This is a genomic window from Stenotrophomonas maltophilia group sp. msm1, assembly GCF_032025805.1.
GTDB lineage: Bacteria > Pseudomonadota > Gammaproteobacteria > Xanthomonadales > Xanthomonadaceae > Stenotrophomonas > Stenotrophomonas hibiscicola.
In genome coordinates, this window is the sequence record NZ_JAVSKH010000003.1 from 272244 (window position 1) to 296384 (window position 24141).

General features: G+C 62.2%; 20 protein-coding genes. 6 read left to right on the forward strand and 14 right to left on the reverse strand.

Translation table 11 applies throughout. The annotated features are described in order from the left end of the window. Positions 1 to 112: 112 nt before the first annotated feature. Genes cyoD through cyoA form a run of 4 tightly spaced genes read right to left on the reverse strand, consistent with a single transcriptional unit; the run spans position 113 to position 4129 of the window. The gene (cyoD, locus tag ROV95_RS16400; RefSeq protein WP_005415725.1) at positions 113 to 454 is read right to left on the reverse strand and encodes a cytochrome o ubiquinol oxidase subunit IV; all 342 of its coding nucleotides are present in this window, start codon (positions 452 to 454) and stop codon (positions 113 to 115) included. Continuing rightward, positions 454 to 1092, reverse strand: a complete 639-nt coding sequence (cyoC, locus tag ROV95_RS16405; protein ID WP_019659274.1) for a cytochrome o ubiquinol oxidase subunit III — start codon at positions 1090 to 1092, stop codon at positions 454 to 456. Before cyoC ends, cyoD begins: the two co-directional genes overlap by 1 nt. Next, entirely contained in the window at positions 1089 to 3086 is a 1998-nt protein-coding gene (gene cyoB, locus ROV95_RS16410) for a cytochrome o ubiquinol oxidase subunit I (protein WP_019659275.1), read from the reverse strand. Before cyoB ends, cyoC begins: the two co-directional genes overlap by 4 nt. Before the next feature lie 2 nt (positions 3087 to 3088). Beyond that, entirely contained in the window at positions 3089 to 4129 is a 1041-nt protein-coding gene (gene cyoA / locus ROV95_RS16415; RefSeq protein WP_014646391.1) for a ubiquinol oxidase subunit II, read from the reverse strand. Positions 4130 to 4445: 316 nt separating this feature from the next. On the opposite strand from cyoA, the gene ROV95_RS16420 reads away from it, so the two are divergent. The 6 genes from ROV95_RS16420 to ROV95_RS16445 all read left to right on the forward strand — a co-directional run bounded on the left by ROV95_RS16420 (position 4446) and on the right by ROV95_RS16445 (position 10344). Further along, positions 4446 to 5081 (forward strand): GyrI-like domain-containing protein, encoded by a 636-nt coding sequence (locus ROV95_RS16420; protein ID WP_312545357.1) that lies wholly within the window; start codon positions 4446 to 4448, stop codon positions 5079 to 5081. 13 nt (positions 5082 to 5094) lie between these two features. Continuing rightward, a complete protein-coding gene (locus tag ROV95_RS16425; RefSeq protein ID WP_019659277.1) occupies positions 5095 to 5427 on the forward strand; it encodes a hypothetical protein in 333 nt (110 codons plus the stop codon). Between the two features lie 209 nt (positions 5428 to 5636). Further along, entirely contained in the window at positions 5637 to 6893 is a 1257-nt protein-coding gene (locus ROV95_RS16430; RefSeq protein ID WP_024957459.1) for a site-specific integrase, read from the forward strand. A gap of 192 nt (positions 6894 to 7085) precedes the next feature. Continuing rightward, positions 7086 to 7847, forward strand: coding sequence for a M15 family metallopeptidase (locus tag ROV95_RS16435; RefSeq protein ID WP_024957458.1), 762 nt, complete (start codon positions 7086 to 7088; stop codon positions 7845 to 7847). Between the two features lie 65 nt (positions 7848 to 7912). Then, positions 7913 to 9730: a YadA-like family protein gene (locus ROV95_RS16440; RefSeq protein WP_130519067.1), complete on the forward strand. Its 1818-nt coding sequence runs from the start codon at positions 7913 to 7915 to the stop codon at positions 9728 to 9730. Positions 9731 to 9861: 131 nt separating this feature from the next. Beyond that, entirely contained in the window at positions 9862 to 10344 is a 483-nt protein-coding gene (locus tag ROV95_RS16445) for a GIY-YIG nuclease family protein (RefSeq protein ID WP_024957456.1), read from the forward strand. Positions 10345 to 10439: 95 nt separating this feature from the next. Here ROV95_RS16445 and mobF read toward each other — a convergent pair whose 3' ends face one another. From mobF to ROV95_RS16495, 10 genes are all read right to left on the reverse strand, one after another. After that, positions 10440 to 13367, reverse strand: a complete 2928-nt coding sequence (mobF, locus tag ROV95_RS16450) for a MobF family relaxase (protein WP_136191679.1) — start codon at positions 13365 to 13367, stop codon at positions 10440 to 10442. A 62-nt stretch (positions 13368 to 13429) separates the two neighbouring features. Then, the gene (locus ROV95_RS16455) at positions 13430 to 15340 is read right to left on the reverse strand and encodes a type IV secretion system DNA-binding domain-containing protein (protein ID WP_024957454.1); all 1911 of its coding nucleotides are present in this window, start codon (positions 15338 to 15340) and stop codon (positions 13430 to 13432) included. Then, a complete protein-coding gene (locus ROV95_RS16460) occupies positions 15318 to 16337 on the reverse strand; it encodes an ankyrin repeat domain-containing protein (protein ID WP_149500864.1) in 1020 nt (339 codons plus the stop codon). The genes ROV95_RS16455 and ROV95_RS16460 overlap by 23 nt, the downstream gene beginning before the upstream one ends. A gap of 195 nt (positions 16338 to 16532) precedes the next feature. Continuing rightward, on the reverse strand, positions 16533 to 16655 hold the full coding sequence (locus tag ROV95_RS16465; protein WP_255313069.1) for a hypothetical protein: 123 nt from the start codon (positions 16653 to 16655) through the stop codon (positions 16533 to 16535). A gap of 270 nt (positions 16656 to 16925) precedes the next feature. After that, complete coding sequence (locus tag ROV95_RS16470) at positions 16926 to 17456, reverse strand: hypothetical protein (protein ID WP_049419277.1); 531 nt, start codon at positions 17454 to 17456, stop codon at positions 16926 to 16928. An 85-nt stretch (positions 17457 to 17541) separates the two neighbouring features. Continuing rightward, on the reverse strand, positions 17542 to 20556 hold the full coding sequence (locus tag ROV95_RS16475; RefSeq protein ID WP_130519071.1) for a TraM recognition domain-containing protein: 3015 nt from the start codon (positions 20554 to 20556) through the stop codon (positions 17542 to 17544). Positions 20557 to 20558: 2 nt separating this feature from the next. Next, the gene (locus tag ROV95_RS16480) at positions 20559 to 21053 is read right to left on the reverse strand and encodes a hypothetical protein (protein WP_024957450.1); all 495 of its coding nucleotides are present in this window, start codon (positions 21051 to 21053) and stop codon (positions 20559 to 20561) included. Between the two features lie 64 nt (positions 21054 to 21117). After that, positions 21118 to 22266 carry a hypothetical protein gene (locus tag ROV95_RS16485; RefSeq protein WP_049419281.1) on the reverse strand — a complete coding sequence of 383 codons (1149 nt, stop codon included), beginning with the start codon at positions 22264 to 22266 and terminating at the stop codon, positions 21118 to 21120. 66 nt (positions 22267 to 22332) lie between these two features. Continuing rightward, complete coding sequence (locus ROV95_RS16490) at positions 22333 to 22941, reverse strand: hypothetical protein (protein ID WP_049419283.1); 609 nt, start codon at positions 22939 to 22941, stop codon at positions 22333 to 22335. A gap of 34 nt (positions 22942 to 22975) precedes the next feature. Beyond that, entirely contained in the window at positions 22976 to 23308 is a 333-nt protein-coding gene (locus tag ROV95_RS16495; RefSeq protein WP_130519073.1) for a hypothetical protein, read from the reverse strand. Between the last annotated feature and the right edge of the window lie 833 nt (positions 23309 to 24141).

A 24141-nucleotide genomic window follows, 5' to 3' on the forward strand; every position in this document is an offset into this window, starting at 1 on the left:
GCCGCTGGCCGGCTTCCCGCGATTGCCGGCCAGCGGCCGGCACTACCGGACAACGGAAAACCAGAAAGGCCGCCCGAGGGCAGCCTTTCTGCGTGGGAACGTCGCGAGGACGTCAGTGCATCATGTGCACGTTCATGTTGTGCATGACCCACAGGGTGCCGATCACGATGATGCCGATCACCACGACGGTGAAGGCCGCAGCGTTGACGTTCCAGCGGCTTTCCGAAGAGCGGTCCAGGTGCAGGAAGAACACCAGGTGGACCAGCATCTGCAGCACCGCGGTGACCGCGATCACCACACCGTTGACGGTGCGCGAGAAATCGCCCGACATCACCATCCAGAACGGGATGACGGTCAGCACCACCGCCAGCACGAAGCCGATCAGGTACGACTTCACGCTGCCGTGGCTTTCGCCGCCGGTGCCGTGGTCGTGTGCATGGTTGTCATGTGCCATTACAGCGCTCCATTGAGGTAGACGACGGAGAACACGCCGATCCAGATCAGGTCCAGGAAGTGCCAGAACAGGCTCAGGCACGCCATGCGGGTCTTGTTGGTCGCGGTCAGGCCGTACTTTTTCAGCTGCACGAACATCACCAGCAGCCACAGCAGGCCCGCGCTGACGTGCAGGCCGTGGGTACCGACCAGGGCGAAGAACGCCGACAGGAAGGCACTGCGGTCCGGACCGTAGCCCTGATGGATCAGATGCTGGAACTCCCACACTTCCATGCACATGAAGCCGAAGCCCAGCAGCCAGGTGATGCCCAGCCACAGGTACATCTGGCCCATCTGCTTGCGGTGCATGGCAATCATGCCCAGGCCGAAGGTCAGCGACGAGGTCAGCAGCAGCGCGGTTTCCCACGCCACAAACGGCAGCTCGAACAGGTCCTTCGCGGTGGGGCCACCATCGGTACCGCCTGCCAGCACCACGTAGGTGGCGAACAGCGAGGCGAAGATGAGGCAGTCGCTCATCAGGTACACCCAGAAACCGAAGACGGTGTTGCCGCCGGTGTCGTGGTGCTCGTGGTCGTCATGGCCATGGGCCGCCGCGTGTGCGGCGTGCCCGTGGCTCAGGGTCGAGGTATTGGTGCTCATGCCTTCAGCTCCGACTTCACCAGGCCCTGGGCTTCCAGGTGCTTGCGGTGTGCGTTCTCGATGCGTTCCACCTCGGCGGCCGGGACCCAGTAGTCCACGTCCTGGTCGAAGGTGCGGTAGATGAACGTGGCGATCATGCCGACGAAGCCGACGATGGCCAGCCACCAGATGTGCCAGATCATCGCGAAGCCGAACACCAGGCTGAAGGCACCGATGACAACGCCCGTGCCGGTGTTGCGCGGCATGTGGATGTCGGTGTACTTGGCCGGCTTCGGCCAGGCTTCACCACGCTGCTTGCGTTCCCAGAAATCGTCCAGCTCGGTGACGTCCGGCAGGGTCGCGAAGTTGTAGAAGGCCGGCGGCGAGGAGGTTTCCCACTCCAGCGTACGGGCATCCCACGGGTCACCGGTCAGGTCCACGGTCTTCTTGCGGTCGCGGATCGACACGGCCACCTGGATGATCTGGCACAGGATGCCGGCGCCGACGATGAACGCACCGCAGGCAGCAACCAGCAGCAGCGGCTCGTAGGCCGGGTTGACGGTGCTCTGCAGGCGACGGGTCATGCCCATGAAGCCCAGCACGTACATCGGCATGAAGGTCACGTAGAAGCCGATGAACCAGCACCAGAACGCGCACTTGCCCCAGAACTCATTGAGGCGGAAGCCGAACATCTTCGGCCACCAGTAAGTGATGCCGGCGAACATGCCGAACACCACGCCGCCGATGATGACGTTGTGGAAGTGGGCGATCAGGAACAGGCTGTTGTGCAGCACGAAGTCGATGGCCGGGATCGCCAGCATCACGCCGGTCATGCCGCCGATGACGAAGGTGACCATGAAGCCGATGGTCCACAGCACCGGGGTGGTGAAGTGCACGCGACCGCGGAACATGGTGAACAGCCAGTTGAAGATCTTCACGCCGGTCGGGATCGAGATGATCATCGTCGTGATGCCGAAGAAGGCATTGACGTTGGCACCCGAGCCCATGGTGAAGAAGTGGTGCAGCCACACGATGAACGACAGCACGCCGATGCAGGCGGTGGCGTACACCATGCCCTTGTAGCCGAACAGCGCCTTGCGCGAGAACGTGGCGATGACTTCGGAGAACACACCGAACGCCGGCAGGACCAGGATGTACACCTCCGGGTGACCCCAGATCCAGATCAGGTTGATGTACAGCATGGCGTTGCCGCCACCGTCATTGGTGAAGAAGTGCGTACCCAGGTAACGGTCCAGGGTCAGCAGCACCAGGGTGATGGTCAGCACCGGGAAGGCAGCGACGATCAGCACGTTGGTCACCAGGGCAGTCCAGGTGAACACCGGCATCTGCATCAGCTTCATGCTGGGGGTACGCATCTTCAGGATGGTGATGAAGAAGTTGATACCACTCAGCGTGGTACCCAAACCCGCCACCTGCAGGCCCCAGATGTAGTAGTCCATGCCGACGCTTGGACTGTATTCGATACCCGACAACGGCGGGAACGCCAGCCAGCCGGTGGCGGCGAACTCACCGATCCACAGCGACAGCATGATCAGCACCGCGCCCGCCACGAACAGCCAGAAGCTGAGCGAGTTGACGAACGGGAACGCAACGTCACGCGCACCGATCTGCAGCGGCACGGCCAGGTTCATCAGGCCGGTGATCAGCGGCATCGCCACGAAGAAGATCATGATCACGCCGTGGGCGGTGAAGATCTGGTCGTAGTGGTGCGGCGGCAGGTAGCCCTCGGACCCGCCGACGGCGAGCGCCTGCTGGGTGCGCATCATGATGGCGTCGGAGAAGCCGCGCAGCAGCATGACGAAGGCGACGATGAGGTACATCACGCCGATCTTCTTGTGGTCCACCGAGGTGAACCACTCCTTCCACAGATAGCCCCACAGCTTGAACTTGGTGATCAGGGCGACGACGCCCAGGCCACCCAGCACCGCGCCGACCAGGGTGGTCAGCACGATCGGATCGTGGGGGATCGACTCAAGAGAGAGTTTTCCCAACATGTTCATTCTCCCGAACCCGCGTGGCCGGCATGGCCTGCGTGTTCGTGTTCGTTGGCATCCAGGTTTTCACCCGATTCCTTGGAATCATGCGCATCACTGGGGGCGTGGCCCTCGTGCGCTTCATGGGTGGCGGCGTCGGCAGCGGCGGCACCGGCATGCGAGTGCTTCATGCCGTAATGCTTGTTGTCGCCCATGTGCTTGGCGATGACCCAGTCGAACAGGCCTTCTTCGGTCTTGCCGAAGTAGGTGACCGGATACCACTCGGCGTTGCGTGCTTCGCCCAGGGCCTTGAACGAGGCCTTGTCCAGGGTCTGCTCGCCGGCGCGGACCTGGTCCAGCCACTGGCGGTATTCGGCATCGGTGACCGAGTAGGCGGTGAAGTGCATCTTGGCGAAGCCCGCGCCGCTGTAGTGCGAAGACATGCCCGGGAATTCACCGGTCTCGTTGGCGATCAGGTGGAGCTTGGTCTCCATCGCAGCCATCGAGTAGATCATGCTGCCCAGGTGCGGGATGAAGAATGCATTCATCACCGAATCGGACGTGATCTTGAAGTTCAGTGGCGTGTTGACCGGGAACTTGATTTCGTTGACGACCGCCACCTTCTCTTCCGGATAGATGAACAGCCACTTCCAGTCCAGCGAGATCGCCTCGATGGTGACCGGCTTGACGTCCGAATCCAGCGGACGGTACGGATCCAGTGCGTGCGACGAGCGCCAGGTCAGGACCGCCAGCACCAGCACGATCATGCACGGGATCGACCACACCACCACCTCGATCGCCGTCGAGTGGGACCACTTCGGCTCGTAACGGGCCTTGGTGTTGGAGGCGCGATACTTCCACGCGAAGGTCAGGGTCATGATGATGACCGGGATGACGACCAGCAGCATGAGCACGGTGGCCGTGATCAGCAGGGTCTTCTCATCCTGGCCGATCTGGCCCTTCGGACTGAGGATGGCCACGGCATCGCAGCCGGTGAGCATCACCAGCAACGACAGCAGCAGGCCCGGGCGCAACCAGCGCCCAAGGGTTTTCAACGGAATCATCGGTCGATCCAATTGCGAGGGAATGCCGTTCCCCGTCCCTGCCTGTTCCGGCCAAAGCCGGTCCCACCGGTCCGGAAGACAGGCAGGCAGGTGGGGTCGAGTCAGCCTTTCAATTTTAGGCCGTCACCCATCATTTAAGAAAGGCATTGACATTGATCGAGCGCAGGAAAGGCCCGATTCTGGCTGCGACACGTTGTCGCACCGCGCACGCACGATGGCATCGGCCGGTGATCCGCCGCGCTCGGCAAAGTCGCCTGAACAGATTCAGGTGCGCGGACAGACAGGAACATGGGATGCTCCAGGCAGGAGGGACGCCATGGACAAGATCGACTTCAAGAAGCGCGACCGGGCGCTGTACCAGCCCCCGGCAGGCCGGTTCGTCCAAGTGGAGGTGCCGCCGTTGCCCTACCTGATGATCGACGGCCGCGGCGACCCGAATACCGCCCCGGCTTACCTGCAGTCGGTGCAGTGGCTGTATGCAGTGAGCTATGCACTGAAGTTCGCGCTGAAGGCCGAGGGCCGGGACTACGTAGTGCCGCCGCTGGAAGCGCTTTGGACCGCCGACGACCCGGCGAGCTTTGTGGCACGCCGTAAGGACGAGTGGTCGTGGACGGTGATGATCCGTACGCCGGACGGGATCAGCCCAGGGCAACTGGAGACCGCCATCGCCAAGGCGACGAAGAAGCTGGGCGAGACACCGGCTGGCCTTCGTCATAGGGTGCTTGAGGAAGGCCTCTGCCTGCAGACCCTGCATGTGGGCCCCTACGATGACGAAGGCCCGATCCTGGCTCATCTGCACGACGAGCTGATGCCTTCGCTGGGCTACACCTTTGCCGGCCCCCACCATGAGATCTACCTGAGTGATCCGCGAAAGACCGACGCGGCGAGATTGAAGACCGTGCTGCGGCAACCGGTGCGGGCGGTTGGGCCTGACGAGGGTTCTCGCGCATGACCCGAGGAACGTCATGCGCATGATCGAACGACTGCTGCGCTGGACCACCCTGCCCGCCGGGCGCCGGCTGATGGCCGTGCTTGGGGCTACGCTGGTGATCGTGCTGGCCTGCAATCCGGATCTGCTGCCGTTGTTGCCGCTGGTGGATGCGTCGGGACTGGACGTACTGATGCTGTTGCTGGGTGCGCAGGTGGTCGCGGTGCTGCCATGGGTACGCGAGCGGGCCAGCCGCGGGACCAGAGTGCTCGCACGCCTGCTGATCGGCGCATTGGCGGGAGCAGCGGGTGGTTATCTCCAGCAGCTGGCGTGGTGGCTGGCGAAGGATGCGGGGATGGCGCGGCGTTGATGGCGACACGCCGCCAATCGGCCAAACAAAAAGCCCCGGCCAAAGACCGGGGCTTTTCATTGCAACTGGTGCCGGAAACAGGAGTCGAACCTGCGACCTACGCATTACGCATGCGAACGATTCTCATTTTAGTCATTTAAAAACAATGACTTATTGAACTCAAGGGAAAACCTTGGGAAAATCCATTCTTCTAATCAAGGACTGAACGAATGGCCCGTCCCAAAAAAACCGCCCGCACAAAGGGCGTCTACGACCGCGGTTCGGCGTTCCAAGTGAAGATCAAGCGCAAGGATGCAGCGGGCAACCTGCACGCCATCAACCGCACTTTCCCTTACAGCGAAGCGACCCGAGCCAAGGCCCTCGCCCAGGCCGAGGCGTTCGCTTCTGCAGAGCGCGCCGCGCTCCACGAAGAGAAGCAACCCGCCTCCAACCTGATGAGCAGCCAGAGCCTGGGGGTCTGGATCGAGCGCTACATCGCCGAGGTGCTCTCACTCAAGGCCAAGGATGGCAAGAAGAAGGGGAGCGACAACGATGCGCGCCTCTTGCGCCTGCTCGCCAAGCGCTTCCCCGCCACCTTCAGCAAGCCGGTGGACAAGCTCACGCCCCAGGACTTCGGCCTCGCCAACGGCGGCATGGCCCGGTCTTTGGAAGATGACTACTACCTCGCCCCGGCCACCATCACTCGCCAACTCGCCGTTCTCTCCAGCGTCTTCACGGCAGCGATCAAGCGCTGGGGCTTCAAGATGGACAACCCCATCCACGCCACGCTCAAGCCCAAGGTGAGGAACGAGCGCGAGCGGGTGGTCACTGATAAGGAGTGGGCGGACATCCTGACCGCCCTTGCCCCCATGTCCGCGGCCACCCGGGGCGCCATTGCCTTCCTGCGCTGGACCGCGGCCCGCCGCAGCGAAGCCATCAAGCTGCGCTGGGAAGATTTGGACTACAGCAAGCAGCGCCCCGAGGCCACGTTCCGGGACACCAAGAACCCCAAGGGTGGCAAGCCCATCCATCGGACCATCTTCCTCACTCCTGAAGCGGTTGCGGTGCTGGACACCCTGACCAAGGAGCTCCACGCCGCCAAGCTGCGCAAGGATCGCATCCCGCCCTCTCCCCAGAACCCGCCCGCCGTGCGCCCCAGCTCCGGTTTTGTCTTCAGCTTGGACGAGGGCAAGACCTCGATTGCCTCGGACACGCTCACCCAGGCCTGGGGACGCGCCCGCGAACAAGCGGGGGTGACCGACGCCACCCTGCACGACCTGCGCCACACCCGCATCACCGAGCTGGCCAACTTGCTGCCCATGCACCAGGTCATGCAACTCTCGGGGCACAAGACCACCCAGATGCTGACCCGTTACTACAACCCTGACATGCAAGATTTGGGCGAGCTTTTTGAGGTCACGAAAGCAGCGGCTGAAAAAGCCCAGCGGGACTACTTGAAAAAGACGAGGAAGAAAAAAGGCAGTTGACTTCGCCTTGGTGTGTGCTATGGCTTTCAACGGGACGGGGTTTCTTACTCCTTTTTCCCTGCCCCACTAAGCCCCCGAGCTGCAGGCCTCCTCCCCCGGTTGTTCGGGGGCTTTTTTTGTTTTCGCCCGCTTGCGCTTTTCCGAAAATCCACTACCCCTGAAAGCATCCATTGTTCTTTCTGGGAGGAAAGCATGCAGCCCCGCTTCACCATCGCCGCCGTTCTGGCTTGCCTGGCCTTGGCCGGGTGTTCGACCGTTCAACCCAAATCCAAACCCAAGCCCAGCAGCCCCTGGGTTTTCCAAACCCCGAAGCCGCACGGCGCCATTTACCGATTCTTCCACCCGAAAAGCGAAAGGACGTGGAAAGGGGTTTCCCCAGCGCTGCGGGAAAAGGTCGAAGCCGTCCAAGCCCAACTGGCCGCGGAAGGGTTTGATGTGCGGCCCGTGGAAGGGTATCGAAGCCCCGAGCGCCAGGCGGCCCTGCTTGCCTCCGGGTCTGGCGTGACCAGCGTTGGGGCATTCTCCAGCTGCCACAACTTCGGACTGGCCTTGGATGCCGCCGTGTTCGTCAATGGGGAGCCCAGCTGGAACTTGGACGATGCCCATGTGATGGCCGGCTATCAACGCTTTGGGGAGCTGGCGGAGATCGTGGGGCTGAACTGGGGCGGCCGATGGACCAGCCCGAAAGACTATCCGCACGTCGAGATGAAAGCCGAGTGCGGCCAAGCCAAGTGGGCCTACCGGCAGGGGCGCAAGCCGGGCGCGTTTCCTTCGGTGACCGGAGAGCCCTCTTCGGAAGTGCTGGCCCGTGCGCTGGCGCCGGCTTGGTGCCCTGCGGGGATGGAAACGTCGTGTCTGGCGTGGGGCAATGAAAACCGGATGACCTGGAACTGGACGCTCCCGGCTCGGGTTTGTGTCGGCACCTTCCCTAACACCTTGAAAAAGATCGCCTGATCGCCTTGCGGAAATGCAATCGCCTGCTATGGATGAAGTATCAATCCATACTCGGGAGGGTTTTCATGTCTTCGCTTCGCATTTCGATCTTAACGGCTTTGATGGGGGCCTCGTTGTTTGCCTCCCCATCGTTTGCTCAAACCGCCACGGGAACCGGGGCCACGGCTTCGGAACCCAACTCGACGGCGACCGGGGAATACGCCCAAGCCTCAGCCCCGAATGCCACTGCAACGGGGGCCTATGCCAATGCCTCCGGGAACGGGGCCATCGCCACGGGCGTTCAAGCCAACGCCTCCGCAGACAACTCGACGGCGACCGGGGAATACGCCCAAGCCTCAGCCCCGAATGCCACTGCAACGGGCGCCTATGCCAATGCCTCCGGGAACGGGGCCGTCGCCACGGGTGTTCAAGCCAATGCCTCCGCAGACAACGCGGTGGCGTCGGGGACGAATGCCCAAGCGTCCGGCGCGAACTCCATTGCGACGGGCCAAGCCGCAAATGCCGCGGCGGTGAGCGCCGTCGCGGTAGGCACGCTGAGCTACGCGGGGGGCGAAGCGTCCATAGCCCTGGGCGCGCAATCCGCGGCTACCGGAGCCCATTCCTTGGCGGTTGGTGTCCAGTCACAAGCCAGTGGGGATCTTTCCATGTCCTTTGGCTACTTCAGCCGTTCGCGGGGCAATGCATCGATTGCTCAAGGCATCTTGGCAGAGGCAAACGCTGACCATGCAGTCGCCATAGGCAGTTCTGCCGTTGCCGATGCATTTCAGTCACTTGCACTAGGCGTTGGGGCTGAGGCCCGAGCGCAGGATTGCGTCGCTTTGGGTTCTCATAGCCGTTGCTGGGCCAGCGACGAAGTCAGCGTGGGATCCACTTTTGAGGACGGAGGCCAGAGCACCCGCCGAATCACGAACGTTCGGGCCGGCACCTCAGACACCGACGTCGCAAACCTCGGTCAGGTCCGTCAGGCGGCCCAAGCGTTGGGCGGCGGCGCCACGTTCGTCAACGGCAACTTTGTCGCGCCCATTTATCAGTTCCGCAGCGGTGCCACGCATCAAACTGTGGGAGCCGCTTTGGACGACCTAGATGGACGGGTGACTTTCCTTGAACAAAACCCAGGCAGCGGTTCGGGCACGCCCGGCCCGCGCGGCGCAGATGGGTTAAGCGCCTACGAGGTGGCGTTGGCCAACGGCTTCCAAGGCAATGAACAAGATTGGCTGGCAAGCCTGAAAGGGGAGCCAGGGGTCCAAGGACCTGCCGGCACCGATGGGGTGGATGGAACCGCCGGGACCGGCGCGGGCTCGACTGTAAGGGCGGGCAAGAACGTCGAGGTGACCGACAACACGGACGGCACCCAAACCGTGGCGGTCAGCGACAACGTGCAACTGTCTGACGCGGGCTCCGTCCAGGTCGGCACCACCACGCTCAACGGCCAAGGCGTGACGATTCAAGGCGGCCCTTCGGTGACGACTGCGGGCGTCAACGCGGGCAATCAGCGCGTGACCGGCGTGGCTCCGGGGCGCATCGAACGCGGGTCCACGGATGCTGTGAACGGTGGGCAGGTCTACGAAATGCAGCAGGTGTGGGATGACCGCTGGGTCGATACGGACCGCCGTTTGCGGCACCAGGATCGCCGCGTCAACGGCTTGGGCGCACAACTCGGCGCGATGAGCCAGATGGCCACCGCTGCGGCCCAGAACGGGGGCACGGCCGTTGGCCAGGTGAACCTGAACGTGGGCGTGGGATTCTCGGGGGGCAGTGCTGCAATGGCCGTGGGCTGGGGTGCTCGGGTGTCTGAGCGCACCAGTATTTCTGCTGGCCTGTCCTTTGGCTCTGGCAACAAGCCGGTGGCCGGCTTCGGGTTGAGCATCAACTTGGGGCGCTAAACGATTGCGTGGTGGAAAAGGAGGTGATCGTATCTCGGCAAGGGCCCTTCGGGGCCTTTGTTCGTGGCGAGCCTTGACGAATCGGATCTTTCTTTTATGGGTATGTAGGTATACCCATCTTGGGAGGACCTTTGAACTGGAAACGCAATCAGAAATACCTGTCCCGCCCACGCCATCTCTACGGCTTGTTCTTTGACAACGGGTGCTGCTACGTGGGGCAGACCGTCGACTTAAACCAACGCGAGCAGCAGCACCGCAGCGCTCGTGGGGGCTGGCAGGGGCGCCGATTCTCGTTCGTGCCGCTGTCGAGCATGACGGGCACCCAGGCCGATGCGGAGGCTCACGAATACGCTTGGCGTTACAAAGCCTTTCAGCATGGCTGGCGAATCTATAGCAAGCCACCGGGCATTCTTATCCGCGATCCCCGCAGGCGCACCACTGGTTACATGAAGTCCTTGGCGGCGGGGTATGCGTGGCCCGAGGCGGTTCCGCGCCGCTCGGCGGGGGCTCCGTCGTCCCTGGCTTGGGGGTTCTTCAAATGGCTGTTCCTCTACCCCTTCCTTTTCGGCGTGGCGGTGATAGTGCTGCAGGCCGTGGTCATGGCCACCCTGTAAAGCAAGGGCCCCGGCGGAAGCCGCGGGCCGCCCCTCCAAGCAAAAGCGGTTTGGAGAGAAAAGCACATGGGCGGCATGGCCGCCCAGCCTGCTGCTCACAACGAGAAGCCCTGCGTGTGTTTCGGGGACTGCGCCGGCAGCTTGGGAGACGCCTTGCGCGCCCGCCGCAACGGCTCCAGCACTTCCAGCAGCCAACGGGCCTTGCGCTCGCCCTCGCTCCTCTGCGGTTTTGGGCGTTCCGCGTGCTCCTTCAGCAGCGCGTCGAGCTTGCCTTGGATGCGCGTTCGCTGAGCGGCTGGGCGTTGAGCGGTGGGGCGTGCAGCTGCCCCAAGGCGCTGGACAACCGGCCGTTGCGGATCGTCTTTTAGCCCCGCGTCCAGAACGGTCGCCTTCAATCGCTCCAACCCCAAGCGGGTGTTGAGTTGCTCCACGTCATCGTAGGTGCCATACAGCTTGTAGCTCCCTTTAGTCAAACGGGTAAAGGCCACCAGCGAACTGGCGTTGTCCATCATCCCAAGGTTCATAAGGTGGAACACTTCGCGCTTGCCCTGCCCTTGGCTCTTGTGGACGGTCACCGCGTAGTCGTGGACCACCGCCTTGTGCTCGTGCGTGTTCCACACCACCTTGCGCCCATTCTCCTTTGGGTTCTCCGAACGCAAGGTGCCGACGATATCGTAGCCGCCAGAGCGCGACGCTTTGATGGATTGGATGGTGGCCTGGGTGCCATTGACCACACCCAAGTCCTTGCGTTTGGCTGTGAACATCACCCGATCTCCCTCTACCAAGGCCAGATCGAACTTTCGTCCATTGACGCGCCCCTCCACCACCACCTCATCCGTGCCGATCTCGCCGCGTTCTTTGAGGCCTTTTCGAATCCCTGCGTTGAGAGCGCCGACCTCGGCCCGGCTGTGGGCCAGCACCAGCTTGTCGTCCAGCGCCGCTGGATTCTTGAAGTAGTCGTTCACCAGGCGCTCGATGCATTTCTCCTGCGAGTGGGCTTCCACGATGGAGTCCATCAGGCGCTCCTTCTGCTCATCGCCCAGCTCCAAGGTTTCGCGCCGGCTGCGGGTGCCCTTTTTCAGATCGACCACTTCACCGTTCTCGTTTTTGGCGTAGAACCCCATCGCCGTCTCGCGGTCCTCCTGCCGCGCCTGTCGGCGAATCTCGGTCAACTTCACATCGCCCACCGCTTGCTTGGTGAGCTGAAAACCGGACCCGGCCCCGATGGGCTGCAGTTGCTCGGCGTCGCCTTGAAGGATGACCTTGGATTTCGCCTTCTCTGCGTAGGCCAACAAGGCTCGGGTGTCCCGCGTGTCCACCATGCCGGCTTCGTCAATGACCAGCACGTCGTTGGGCTGGAGTTCGCGCTTGCCTTCGGCCAAGTCGTGAAGCATCTGTGCCATGGAGGTTGAGGGCATCCCTGATTCCACTTCCAACTTCTGGGCGGCTTTGTTCGACACGCACACCCCCAGCAGCACCATCCCCTCAGATTCCAGCGCTTCCTTGTAGAGCTCGGAAATCGTGGTCTTGCCGGTGCCTGCTAAGCCGCTCAAGTTTGCCACCCCGCCACTGCCGCGACAGATGTGGTTCACGGCCACCAACTGCTCTTGCGAGAGCTGGAAGCCCTTGGCTTTCTGGTAGTCCTCAATGACGCGATCCACCGTGGCCTGCGAAGCATGGTGCTGGGTCTCGTTGGCCCGGCGGTTGGCGATGTCCACCACCGCTTGCTCCGCTTGCAACATCCATGGCGCGCAGAACCGGTCTTCCGTGTGCTTGCGGGCCAGTGTCTGCCCCCGGTCTTCGTCTGCCAAGCGCTCGGCGTTGACCAGCACCAGCCCATTGTCTTGCTTGAACTGCTCAATGCGGGCATGGAGTCCGGCCGCGTCCAACTTGCCGGCGTATTCCATTCCCAGCACCCGCACCAAATCAATGTCGTTGAACACGGCTTCGTTCTCGTGGAGCAGTTCCAGCAGCTCGGCGTCGCTCTTGTGTTCCACCTTGTTCAGGTTCCCCCGCGCTGCTTTCAACGTCTCCGGCGTCAGCTCGAAGTCCTTCAAAGCCTCCTGCCAGTGCTCGACCAACTCCGTGTAAGTGGGCTCGTTCTTGTGCTTCCGCGTGGCCTTGTTCGCCTGTTGGGTGCTGACCCCATGCTGCTCCGCGTATTCGAGCAGGGCCTTCCGGCGCTTGCTGAAGTGGTCGATGACGTCCTGGTCGATGCCCGCAAGGCGTGCGTAGGATCGGTTGGTCTCCTTGCCGTCGTCGTCCAGTTCTCGGACGTGCTCGACCTGATAGCCCAACCCTTGAAGGTTCTTGTAGAGCTCCAGCTTGTAGATTTCATCCATGGCCCGGGCATGGCGATAGATTTCGACGGCATCGAAGGTCGATTCCTTGCCATCGGCTCCCAGCGCCACCCCATAAACGAGATGGTGGGTGTGCAGATCCATGTCGAGGTCACGCCCGGCGAAGTGCTGGTGGCTTGACCACACCAGGCCCTTCACGCCGATCACGTCCTTGCCGCCCTTTCCCCGTCGAGTCTCAACCATCTGTTCCAGCCGGTTCATCGCTTCTGTAGAGGCGGCTTGGTGCGCCTTGAGCACGGCATCGCGCCGTTCTGGCGACTCCATTGCAAAGAGAATCCCAACGTCCTTGGGCGCCGACACCGTGACGTCGTAGCCGACCCGGTGGCCGCCGACCACCACGACCTCGGGCTTGCCTTGGGCGTCCAGGACGGGATCCCCGTTCTTGTCCACCTTTGGCCGCACCTTGCCTTTCTGGCCTGCGTTCTGGCAAAGCGCCCTCCCTGTCTGGGGGTCGAATCCTTCGGCCAGCTTGCTCATGCTCTCCCGTGTTACCGCCGTGGACAAGAGATTGAGGTGCGCGGCCATCTTGCCGCCCCAGGCCATGGTGCCCTGCGCGTTCCCGTCTTTGTCGAGGTAATACTCGGTGAGCATCAGATACTCGACCACCGCCGCGCCGGACTTGCTGTCCGTGCCTTGAGCGGTCAATGCGGTGACGTTGAACATGGAGTTCTCCAGGAATGGGTATCCCTTCAGATCTACCAAAACCCAGCGACTCCACAACCCCACTACTTGCGGAAGATGGCTTCCAGTTCGTCGTCTGAAACGGCGCGGAGCTTCGGCGGCGTGGCACCACGTTTTCGCAGCTCCGCGGCGGCCTGGTCGGCGGTCATCTTCAAGACCCGCTGGACCTCTGCAGCGCTCTGCGCGTCGCTCGGTGGCATGGGCTTTTGCTCCACCGGGCGCGCCCCCTGTTGGGTCCACGCGGCGCGTTCCTGGCCGTCGCGCGCGTGCGGGTAGCTGACGCCCGGCCAGTCCAGCAAGAGTGGGTCCCGGCTTGTCTGCACAATGGCCCGGATGCCCCAACTCTCGGAGCCATAGGCGCTGCCATTGCGTGGGCCCAAGTCGTCAGTGAGCCGCCCCGGCGGAACAACGGCTTTCGACTCCTCGTGGACGGTCGCCTTGTCATCATGCGTGCGCCACGCCACGGTGCGCTTGCCCAGGTTCCGGGAGACTTTTTCCCGGGTCTCGCCGATTTGGAGATGGCAAATAATGTGTGTGCCGACCAACCCTGAAAAGGCTTGCGCGGTCTTGTCCCCATAGACCCTCTCGACCTGTGACCAATCCTGCACGGCCATGCAGGCCACCACGCCTTTTGAGCGTCCCAAGGCCAGCAACAGCTCGATGTTGAGCTTGCCGGCGGAGGTAAGCTCATCGAAGAAGAACCCCAGGAATCGCCCGGTTTCGTCATCTGGCAGCGAGGGGCCGATGATTTCCGGCACCGCGACGTTGATCATGGCGGAGATGTAGGCCTTGGTTAGCACCTCATCAGGACCTGATTGAACAATGACCTGCTTGCATCCCGTGTAGTCGTCCTTGATCCAGTCCAGCATGGAGAACATCTGCCCAGGCGTGCGCTCGGGCCATGCCAAGGCTAGGCGCTCGATAACCGCGGTGCCGTTGGCGAGCACGGCGATACAGCTGCTGGTGGTGTTCGAATCGGGATTGGAAATGAGAGCGGCGGCTCGGGGGTAGTAGAGCGACAGTGCTTTAGCCATCGGTTCAGCGGGACGGGCAACCAACGCGGCCAACTCTGCCCACCCCCAGTTCTTGCCCTTCGTGGCCTGGAGTTCGCGCACGCACCCTTCCAGCAAGGCTTGCGCCGCAGACGCCCAGAATGCGCCGCTGCCCTCCTCCGGGGGGATGATGCTTTGGGAGAACGCGGCGGCTTGGGCTTGCGTCGCTACGTCCCGGCCCACGTCCCAGATCCAGCTTCGCTTGTCGAAGGGGCAGACGATCACCGGGCGCTCGAAGATCGACGTAAAGTCTCCTTTGATGTCGTAGATGAAAGCCTTCTTGTCGAGCCGAACAACCTGTTCCAGCAGGTGCTTCAGGATGACTGACTTGCCCATTCCCACGGCTCCATAGATGAACATGTGACGGGCCAGCAGCTTCTTGCTGACCACCCAAGCCGGATGTAGTGACAACGCATGCCGCTCGCCCCTCTGCTCCTTCTTTGTAAGCGAACGACGCCGGGCTTCAGTCAGGGCCTCTTTCCCCTGCAACAGTTGAGCGCCGGACACATGCCAGGTATTTGAGCGCGGGATGAGCCCACGCCGCGTCGCCCAAATCGACGCCCACCCTGCCAAGCCCGCCGCAACGCCGACCCGTGCCAACGTGCCAAACGTTGCCTGCTCCTTGGCCACCTCCCAGAATGCGGCGGCAGGCTCTCGGAATGAGATCGTGCCGGTGGCAAGGTTCCCCAGCGCCGCCAGGCTGCCAGTCAGTGCCTGACCGAAGTTCATCAGTGAATGTGATGATGGGATTTGCCAGCCCAGCCAGAGAGCCGCGGGATAGGTCAGCGCCGCGACGCATGCCCCAGACAGCAGGGCCTGGGGCCAATAGCGGACGGCCCGGCTTGGCTCGATGCTCGACGGGACCGTCCAGCTCCAGCAGTCATAAACCGTGGACTTGCTCACGTGCCTTCTCCCGGTGAGCGTCGCCCGGCTTGCGCCCCTCACGATCCAACTGCCCAGGGTCCGCGCCTGCGGCCATGAGCTCCAGGCAGCACTGCGCGCGTTTGTGTTGGGCCGCCACATGCAGGGGAGTCTCCCCGCGGGGGTTCCCCAACGCTGGATCCGCGCCGGCCTCAATCAACCGACGAACGATGCCGGGGTGGCCGTGGCGCGCGGCGAGGTGTAGCGGCGTCTCGCCGTTGGCGTCGGGCACATTGGGCTCGGCCTGCATGCGCAAACAGGCCTCCACCCCATCCAGGTTGCCGGTCGTTGCGCTCTCGCAAAGCCACGTCTGCCAAGGGGCTCCGTATAGCCCCAAGTGCGGGGCGTGCGCATGGGCTGCTGCCAGCACCTGGCTACCATGCATGGTGTTCAGCGCTTCTCCATAGGTCGCCTTGACGTGGTCCGCCGCCAACCGGGCTTGGGCATCGGGGACCTCAAACCGCCGGAGCAGTTGGGCGATGTCCAGAGGCGGCTGAGACGGCACCGGCAGTTCAGGCAGGACTCGGAGGGCCTGGAGCTGCTTCGCTGCGGAACGGTTCGACTGGACCTGGTCGATGGATTCCCTCAGCTCTCTCAACAGCCCCTCCCGCTGCTCGGCCGGGAGCAAGGCGTAAGCGGTGGCCAGGGGCTTGTGGCCCAGCACGCCGGCATGGATGGCTGCGTCGAGCGGGTGAGCGGATAGGTCCGGATCGACCTGAAGCAACGCAGCGTGGCCGCCCTGCCCCAGCTCCAGGGAAATGCGGTTGGAGAAACGGCTGGGGGTCAGCACCCAGTCAAAGCCCGCGTCGGTCTGGGTGTCCAACCCGGAAACCTGGGCTTCTCGGCAAAACCGCGTGGCCAGGTCCAACACTTCCCGCGCATCGGCGGCAGCGGCGGCCTCGTGATGCTTCCCGTAGAACTGGGCCAGCGTCAGGGGGTGCAGAATGGGATGAAGCAACGGCTCGTGGGGACGATTCAAGAAATCGCCCCCACCTGGGTTGCCTGCTGGATTGTCGTGTTGGGGTTCCATCCCCTTTGCATACCGTCTTTTTCGGTTTTGGCAATCAGCAAGCGATCTTGAGGATGAAAGCCGCGCCAACCAAAACCCCGGTTTGTAGGAAAAGCGAAACGGTGTGCAGATCCATCTGCTCCAAATCCCCCCTCAACCAGGCCATCAAGCCAGCAACCCCGCCACGTTGGCGGCCACGTAGCTCACCACCGAAAACGAAAGCAAGGTGATCAGCAGGTTCCCCACGTTGTCCACGGCGAACTCGTAAGCATCGGCAAAAATATACATAAGGGCCTCCCCCGGTTGTGTTTGACTGATTACAGTCAACCACATCCCATAAAACTGGCAACCCTAAAAATCTCGATTGATCGACACTTTTGATGTTTAGTCAAACCTTTTTTTCTCTCTTCCCCAGATGATCAACCCCCACCCCGCTTCTTGCTTTGAGCCGCTTTTTCCGTTTGCTTTTATGGGTAGATCGATCCACTCACAAACAAGGGAACGTGCCCAACAAAAAGGGCCCCGAAGGGCCCTGGATGCGACACGGGGAATGGACCGTCATTGACGGTAGATGTTCTTCTGGACTTGGGCCTCGTGCTTGTCCCAGTCGAAGCCCGCCTCATAGCGCTTCATGAAGTCCGCTTCCTTCTTCGCGCTGGCGGCGTAGTGCGCGTAGCCCAACTTACCAGGCCCCATGGTTTGCTGCCGCTGGGCCGCAGTCAGCATGGGGATGTTTTCCCCCAAGGATTGCCCTCCGTCCTTCTGCTGGCGCTTCTGTCGCCATTCGTCCACGGTGCTGAACACCACTTGGGCGTGCTTGTCTTTGGGCGCGTCTTCAGCGCGCTGCTGCACCTGTGCGTGCAACCGCTCACGCGCGTCGGTGATCTCGTCGGGCTTGGCTTGCTTGGCCCAGTCCAACACGGCTTGTTGCTTCTCCTGGATATCGGCCTGGTCCTTCGCCAGCGACTGGTCGAAGGCTGCTTTCTTCTGCGGTTGGTGGTCGTTTGGACGCTCTCCGGCCAGCTTGGCTCGCCGTTTATCGCGAGCGCCCAGCAGGTCGTTCAAGGCATCGAGGTGGGCATTGCTCATAAAGTCCTCCTTCAAGGAAATGGGTGGTTAGGTCAGCATTGATCGATTTTGGGAAAGGGCAAGGGTTGCCTTGCCCTTTTGGGGCTCAGTCGTTGGGCATCATCTCGGCCAAGTCCGTGCGGCTCACGCCTGCTCGGCAGAGCGAGACAATCGCATTGCCACGTGCAGCGGTCAGGGCCGGGTATTCCTCTTCCAGGAAGAGCGGCAGGACCTCCCGCTTGCCCCCTGTGGGCATGTCGATGTCCCGTGCCAGCTCCTCTTGGCCCACCGTGTCTTCAGCCCCGACGCGCCATTTGCGCCCCGTCGCCGGATCCACGCGAAGCGCGCTCAAGCGGCCTGCGCCCTGCATCAGCATTTGCTCGTAGGCCGCTGCGTAGGGGTGGTTCGGATCGTTGAGAACGCTGTGGCGGAAGTTGGTCAAGCCACCCGAGAAATCGATGCCACGCGTCGGCTCCTTGAAGGTGGTCAACTGAGCCTTGCCCAGCCGCTTCATCAAGTAGTTGCGTGTGACAAACGAGTGGTTGAGCGCGACGACCGATTGCATGGTGTTGGCCAGCAAATCGGCTTCGTTCTCCGACCCGTAGGTGTTGATAAGGCTGTCGTGGCCCTGCACCGCGATCACCGGCATCAACCCCAGGCTTCGGGAGGTGCTGAAGAGCAGCACATCGTCCGAAGTCAGCAGCAAATGCGCCTCGTCCATCATCAGCAGCACGTCGGTTTGGCCCGGCAGCATTTCGCGCCACTTGTCGCCGTGCGCCCCGCGTGCCCGAATGCCGTTCATGACACGCTGCTTGAGCAACCGCTGCATCATGTCGCCCGCTTCGCCGAACTGGGTGGGGGGCAGGAACAAGCCCACGAACTTCCCGTAAAGCGCCTGAGAGACGTCCACTTCCCCACGTTCGACGGAATGCCACGGGATGTCATCTGCCGTCCGGAGCTTTTCACCCCGAAGCAGTTTTTCGATGAGCCCCCGCGAGTTCAACGTGAAGGACTGGCGCTGCTCTTTATGCATTGCAGGAACGCCCAGCAATGCCCATTCCAGCGAGCTTTGCAGCTGGGACATGGGACGCAGCAAGTCGGGATGGACGGTCTCGGACCGGGTGGCCAAGCGGTTGTGGTAGTCCCGGGAGTAGGCGGCATAGGCCTCCCGCTCTTCGTCAGTGCTAGACGTATCCGGGCGCTCCAACCCCAACCAGTTCACCAACTCCAGCACGCGAGCGCTGGCAATCTCCCCGCCACGCGGCGTCGGCACCACCTGCTCAACCATCGCCAACAGCTTGGCATGGTGGAATGGGGTGTAGAACCAGTTCCGGGAAGCCTCCGCCACAATCGCGTAAGTGCCCATTTGCTCTTCCACGCGAGCCAGCGCCGCTTCCAGGTCTTCCAACCCCAAGCCACGCTTCTCCAACTCCTCCCGCTCCAGCAGCATAATCAACCGGGCGTGCTCCAACCCTTCCAGCTTGGCGATGCAGAAGTCTCGGTAGGCCTGCTCGTGCTCGCATGCGGCCTTCAGGATGATGCCGGTGTGGAAGAGGAACGCGTCGCCGCCGTCGCTCCAGAGCTTGGACTTCTCATCGACCTTGCCACCGGTCGCGCCGCGAAGGGCCTTGGTGATTTGGTCGGGCTCCAGGCCCTCGTAGGGGGCCACCGACATGCCTGCGCGCACGACGATATCAAACGCGTCCTTGCCCAAATCGGAGATGATCGCGCCGTCCTTCGCGTCGAGGATGAGTGCTCCCCCCCCGCTGCGCTTCGCATCAAGAACGGTCTCGCCCGCGGCGCTCCCCTTCAGTTCATTCCGCAGTCCTACGGCCAATGCGGACTCGCGATAGCGACGGGCCAACGGCCGCAGCACGCTGAAGGACTTGCCCGAACCGATACGCCCGTAGACGATCAGGCCTTGGGTCAGGTCGCGCCAGGACAGCATCATCACCGTGCCCTTGTCCGGCGCAAAGCCATGGCCGCGGTCGTTCAGGTGACCAGACGCTCGACCCACCTTCAAAAGCGGGGTCTTGTCGCGCAACGCTTCGGCAGCCTGCTGCTCGCGGGCCTTCACGTGGGACTTGGACAGGGCCCCCTGGGTCGCCAGGTTGTTGTCCAAGTTCTGCAGATAGAGGCGAGCGGCCGTTTGAACGAAGTTGCCTTCCGTGAACTGCAGGGCATACATGGCCGCAATCACAAACGCCACGGCCACGCCTATTCCGTCCGGGAGAAGGGAGCCAACCCCAACAAGGGCCAAGATCACCACCATCCACTTCATCATCTGAATGAAGCGCTCGGCGGTCCCCCCCAGCACGCCCCGGTGGGGATGCGAGGCCGCACTCAGGAAGGCCGCAAACAACAGCAGGCCAGGAATGGTCAAGATCAGAAGAACGATGCCCGCCATTTTGGCAAAGCCCGCAGCGACCGCCATCATCCCCGCTCCCGTGTTCATCGGGTCAACCGCTGCTTGCCCCATGCTGGCCGCGTCCACGTGGAGCGCGGACGACAACGCCGCCGAAGCGGTTGCAATCAGCACGGGCAGCACCATCAGGGCCAGGCCCTTGAAGGCTTCCTTCATCCCTTCCGCTTGCTTCAACGCAACAAAGTAAGGAATGGCAGCCAGCAGCACCACGTAACTAAAAACGCCAATGAGCGAGCCCAAGAAGTATTGAACCGCACCAATCAGCGGGAAGGCCAGATACATCAGCGAGGTTGCAGTGCTGTCGCCGCCCAGCGCCATGTCGTCCCCCAGCACGAAGCCTTCGGCACGACGTCCTTCCTTGGTGATGATCATGCGGGCCTGGGTGTTGCGCAGATCCTCCGGAACCTTCGGCCACCACGGATGGAACTGGTCCAGATCCAGTTCTTCGGGCACAACCAGTGCCATCTCTTTCTCGTCGAAAACCGCGCCCGCTTGGACCGCCATATCTACATCCTCTGGGGGAACGTCCAGCACGCGGCTCTTCACGCGGTCGCTCACGTCAAAGCGCCCGACCAAGTTTTCGTAGCGGTCATTGCCGTCCAGAATGATTTGCTCCAGCGTGCTCGACGCTTGATCGTCCTTCTTGAACAGCTTGCGGCCAATACCGACCGTCCAATCCATCAGCGATAGCAACATGCTCAGTGCCTCCCGTTGTTGTTGTTGTTGGTTTGAGATAGCGCCTGACACGCCACGATTTCCTGAGGCGTGATGGTGCCGCTCGTCCATTTCTTTTTGCACTCGTTCAACGACAACGAGGGCGCGAGTTGGATCGCCGCCGGCGAAGGGCGTGTTCCTTTCACTTTGTTGACGACCAATGCCCCAAAGCAAAGGGCCACGCACGCGGCCGAGGTGACAAGAAAGCCGGCTTTGGACACATGTTTTTCGCTGGCGTGCCGAACCTGGCTGGCGCGCAGGGCGTCCATCCTCCAGGCATCAAAGTCCCCATCGTTTGCCACCGGCATCTTCCGGTCCGCCCGCAGGTAGTAATACGAGGTCAGGACGTTCTCTCGGCAATCGGAGAGCCCAAATCTTTCTGGGTTACCAATGAAAAATCGCCCATGCAGGTTGAGCCACTTCGATCCGAAGTGGAGCTTTCCGGGCTTTCGATACTGCGTAAACAACCACCCAAACATTTTTCCTCCCATCTTTCATGGATACACATTCTTTCTAGCAAGGCTTTCGATAAGCGCAAGCACCTCACCTGATCTTTTCTGCCCACGCGTCGATATCGCTGTTGGCTTGGTCCTGCCAATCGTTTTTCGGCTCGGGTTTAGCAACAGGCTTGGGGGCCGGCTTGGGCTTTGCAGCTGGTTTCGAAACCGGCACCGGCTTTGACGCCGGGGCAGTTGCCGGGGTCTGGGCCTTAGGTGGCTCTGCCAGCACCGGGGCTTCCACAACCGGGGCAGCGACCGCGGCCTTCTCTTCCACCGGGGCAGTCACGGGCTTGGGCTCCTCGACCTGGGGCGGCGCGGATACAACCGGAGCAACTGGCACGGCGACGGGGGCCGGGGCAGTCACTGCTGCAGCCGGTTTGTCTTGGAGCGGAACGGTTTCGCTGGAGCGGTGAGTGGTCCACCACGCCAACGCCCCACCCAGCACAAGGACGGCCACGCCCGACCCAGCCAGAAGTTGCCAGCCCTTCTTGTTGCTGGCCTTCGCCGACGCCTCACCGGCCGGATTGGCCTTGAGGGCTTCCGGTTTCACCGGGGCCCGGGTCGACGTCGCCTTGGGGGCCGGTGCCGGGGCTTGAGCTGACTTGCTCGGTTCGGGGTTCGGAACAGACGGGGCCACCAGCTCGGCCGGCACTGGAGCGGCAGGCGTTGCGTCCACGGCTTCACTGACGGCAGGCGCAGGAGCGCTGACCGGCTCTTTGATGACAGGCGCGGGGCCTGCTTCTGGTTCTGCTGTCGGCTCGGGAACCACCTCCTCAACAACCGGCTCGGGCGCTTCGGGAGCGGAATCGGTTTGAACGGGCTCGGGCTCAACCACCCGCGGCTCGGGCTGGGCAGTCGCTTCTTGCTCGGCCAACGCCTGGGCGCGCTCGACTTCCAGGCGCGCGTTCTCTGCGGCTTCGGCTTCCTTGCGCGCCTTGGCCTCTTCCGCACGCCGGGCCAACGCTTCTTGCGCCTCTCGCCCCTTCTCAGCGGCGACCGAGGCCGCTTGCTTGGTTTTGTCTGCCAAGGCTTTGCCAAAACTTGCAGCCAGCCGGCCTGCGGTTTTCAAGTTTTCTTTTGTCGCATCGCTGACGAGCTTCTCCGCGTCCGTGGGGGCGGTGGTCTTGGCTTGTGCTGCTTTGGCGAGCAGCTCGCGCTGCTTGCGTTGTTTGATGAGTTCTTCGGGTGTCATGGTTCCTCCCAGGCGCTTGAAAAAGATTTGAGCCAGGGGGCTTTCGCCCCCCAGCTCTCGGTTGGCTTAGCGAACGTCGGGGATCGGCGAAACCGTGATGGCGTAATCGCCCCGGCCGCACTGGTCATCGACCGTGGCGTTCTGAAGCGCACCGCGCTTTGCCAGCTCAACGACCGGCACCTGGCACACGGCGGCATCGGCACCACTGAAGCCAACCGTCAGCTTTTCTTTGCTCGCCTTGAGCAACGCGGCCAGCTTGTCCAGCGTGGCGCCGGTCTTGGCACTCACCGGCTGCATGTCAGCGGCCGGGTAACGGATGACCAGCTTGTCCAGGGCTTCGGCCTGGCCGTCCTTGGTTTCGACGGTCTTGGTATGCACCTGAGCATCCAGGCCAGCTGCCTTGGCTTCGGCTTCCAGTTCGCGGAACTCCTTGAGCTGGGCTTGATAGGACGCAATGCCTCCGACAATCGCCCCAGCAGCGCACACCGTCAGGGCCTTGTCTTTCTTGCCGGTAAGCAGGGCGATGCCTGCACCGGCAGCGCAGCCAATCCCGCCGGCCTTGAACAGGCGCAGCTTGTTGGTCTTTTGGGGTTCGGGCCGGGTGCTGTCCTGGGCAAACGAAAGCCCCGGAGCCAGCAACGCGGCGATGGTGAGAGTGAGGATGAAACGCTTCATGGGTATGCCTCCTTATGAGGTAGTGGGGAAAGGGTTAGAGTTTTGGAGGCAGGAACGCCGAGGTAGCAGCAGAAGCTCGACTGGGTTCGGCAGCCGGTTGCTTGGAGAGGGTTTCGGCGTCGGGTTCTTGCTGCGCCAGGAACTGGGAAAACGCTTGAAGGGTTTTCACCACCAGTTCTTCATTGGCCTGGAGCGCCGCGCTCTGCTCTGCTCGCAAGTCCGCCAGCGCGCTTTCTAGGGCAAGGGCATTCCGCGTTTCGGATTCGCGGACCGTGGCTCGGATGTCGCCCAACGCATCGGACGCTTCAAGCCCCTGAACCACGCCCCGGTTTTTCTCCAGGACCGCCAGGCGCAAATACTTGTTCAAGGAAACGCCTTGTTCTTTCGCGCAATACCGCGCGCTCTCCAACTCATCGGGAGCGATGCTGAAAGATTTGGTTAGAAGCGACGGACGACCCACTTAACCCCCTGCAATGAAAATCCACACCCATGGATTAGCAAAGGATTTAAGAAGCGCAAGTGGGCTAAGCCGTTTTTCTTCTGTTTTTCTGGGGTTCCGGCCATTTTTCAGCCGAACGGTTGGCCAAGTTGTTAGCCAAGACTGAAAACAAGGCGCAGCAAGGCCTGGACGGGTGGAAAGGCGCAGCGTTTCTAGCCAAGCCGGAAAAACACTTCAGTGCGACTTGTGTATGGCCTACTCCCTTCACCCTTCGGAAAACCTTGAACGGTGAATGGGCAGCCAACCTCTTCCCTCGCAGTCCTCCCCAAGTTTTTGCTCCCCCGCTCTTGCCCTTCCGCTTTTCCCCGGTAGAAGTTTAGGAAAGCCCCAATCCTCAACCCAACCGGAGCCCCCTATGCCCCTCACTCCCGCCACGCCCAGCCGCTCAAAAAAGTTTTCGCCAGCCCCCGTAGCCTGCCTCCCCACCCATCCAGCTCCCCACCTCTCCACCGACGCCGCACCCCCTGTCTCAGAAATCGGGGACCGCCGTTTCCCCCACGCCCCAGCCCTGTCCCAGTTCGTTTTAGTCAAGCGGAGGCCAGCATGGGATCGCGTGAGTGGTTGGGTTCAGTCACGCTGCTCGGGTGTTCTGAAAGCCCTGCCTCCATCTGTTTTAGTCAACTTTGCTCGGGGGTTCTGGAGGACGACTGCAGGGGCTATTGGTTTTGGTTCGGGTGCCTGGAAAGCGTTGACCCCATCCG

What these genes read in the sequence shown, in the direction of transcription:
- ROV95_RS16425 (WP_019659277.1), top strand. Translation starts at nt 5,095, where the DNA reads ATGCGCATGATCGAACGACTGCTGCGCTGGACCACCCTGCCCGCCGGG.
- ROV95_RS16420 (WP_312545357.1), top strand. Translation starts at nt 4,446, where the DNA reads ATGGACAAGATCGACTTCAAGAAGCGCGACCGGGCGCTGTACCAGCCC.
- ROV95_RS16485 (WP_049419281.1), bottom strand. Translation starts at nt 22,266, where the DNA reads ATGACACCCGAAGAACTCATCAAACAACGCAAGCAGCGCGAGCTGCTC.
- ROV95_RS16430 (WP_024957459.1), top strand. Translation starts at nt 5,637, where the DNA reads ATGGCCCGTCCCAAAAAAACCGCCCGCACAAAGGGCGTCTACGACCGC.
- ROV95_RS16435 (WP_024957458.1), top strand. Translation starts at nt 7,086, where the DNA reads ATGCAGCCCCGCTTCACCATCGCCGCCGTTCTGGCTTGCCTGGCCTTG.
- cyoB (WP_019659275.1), bottom strand. Translation starts at nt 3,086, where the DNA reads ATGTTGGGAAAACTCTCTCTTGAGTCGATCCCCCACGATCCGATCGTG.
- ROV95_RS16440 (WP_130519067.1), top strand. Translation starts at nt 7,913, where the DNA reads ATGTCTTCGCTTCGCATTTCGATCTTAACGGCTTTGATGGGGGCCTCG.
- mobF (WP_136191679.1), bottom strand. Translation starts at nt 13,367, where the DNA reads ATGTTCAACGTCACCGCATTGACCGCTCAAGGCACGGACAGCAAGTCC.
- cyoA (WP_014646391.1), bottom strand. Translation starts at nt 4,129, where the DNA reads ATGATTCCGTTGAAAACCCTTGGGCGCTGGTTGCGCCCGGGCCTGCTG.
- ROV95_RS16465 (WP_255313069.1), bottom strand. Translation starts at nt 16,655, where the DNA reads ATGTATATTTTTGCCGATGCTTACGAGTTCGCCGTGGACAACGTGGGG.
- cyoD (WP_005415725.1), bottom strand. Translation starts at nt 454, where the DNA reads ATGGCACATGACAACCATGCACACGACCACGGCACCGGCGGCGAAAGC.
- ROV95_RS16470 (WP_049419277.1), bottom strand. Translation starts at nt 17,456, where the DNA reads ATGAGCAATGCCCACCTCGATGCCTTGAACGACCTGCTGGGCGCTCGC.
- ROV95_RS16475 (WP_130519071.1), bottom strand. Translation starts at nt 20,556, where the DNA reads ATGTTGCTATCGCTGATGGATTGGACGGTCGGTATTGGCCGCAAGCTG.
- cyoC (WP_019659274.1), bottom strand. Translation starts at nt 1,092, where the DNA reads ATGAGCACCAATACCTCGACCCTGAGCCACGGGCACGCCGCACACGCG.
- ROV95_RS16480 (WP_024957450.1), bottom strand. Translation starts at nt 21,053, where the DNA reads ATGTTTGGGTGGTTGTTTACGCAGTATCGAAAGCCCGGAAAGCTCCAC.
- ROV95_RS16490 (WP_049419283.1), bottom strand. Translation starts at nt 22,941, where the DNA reads ATGAAGCGTTTCATCCTCACTCTCACCATCGCCGCGTTGCTGGCTCCG.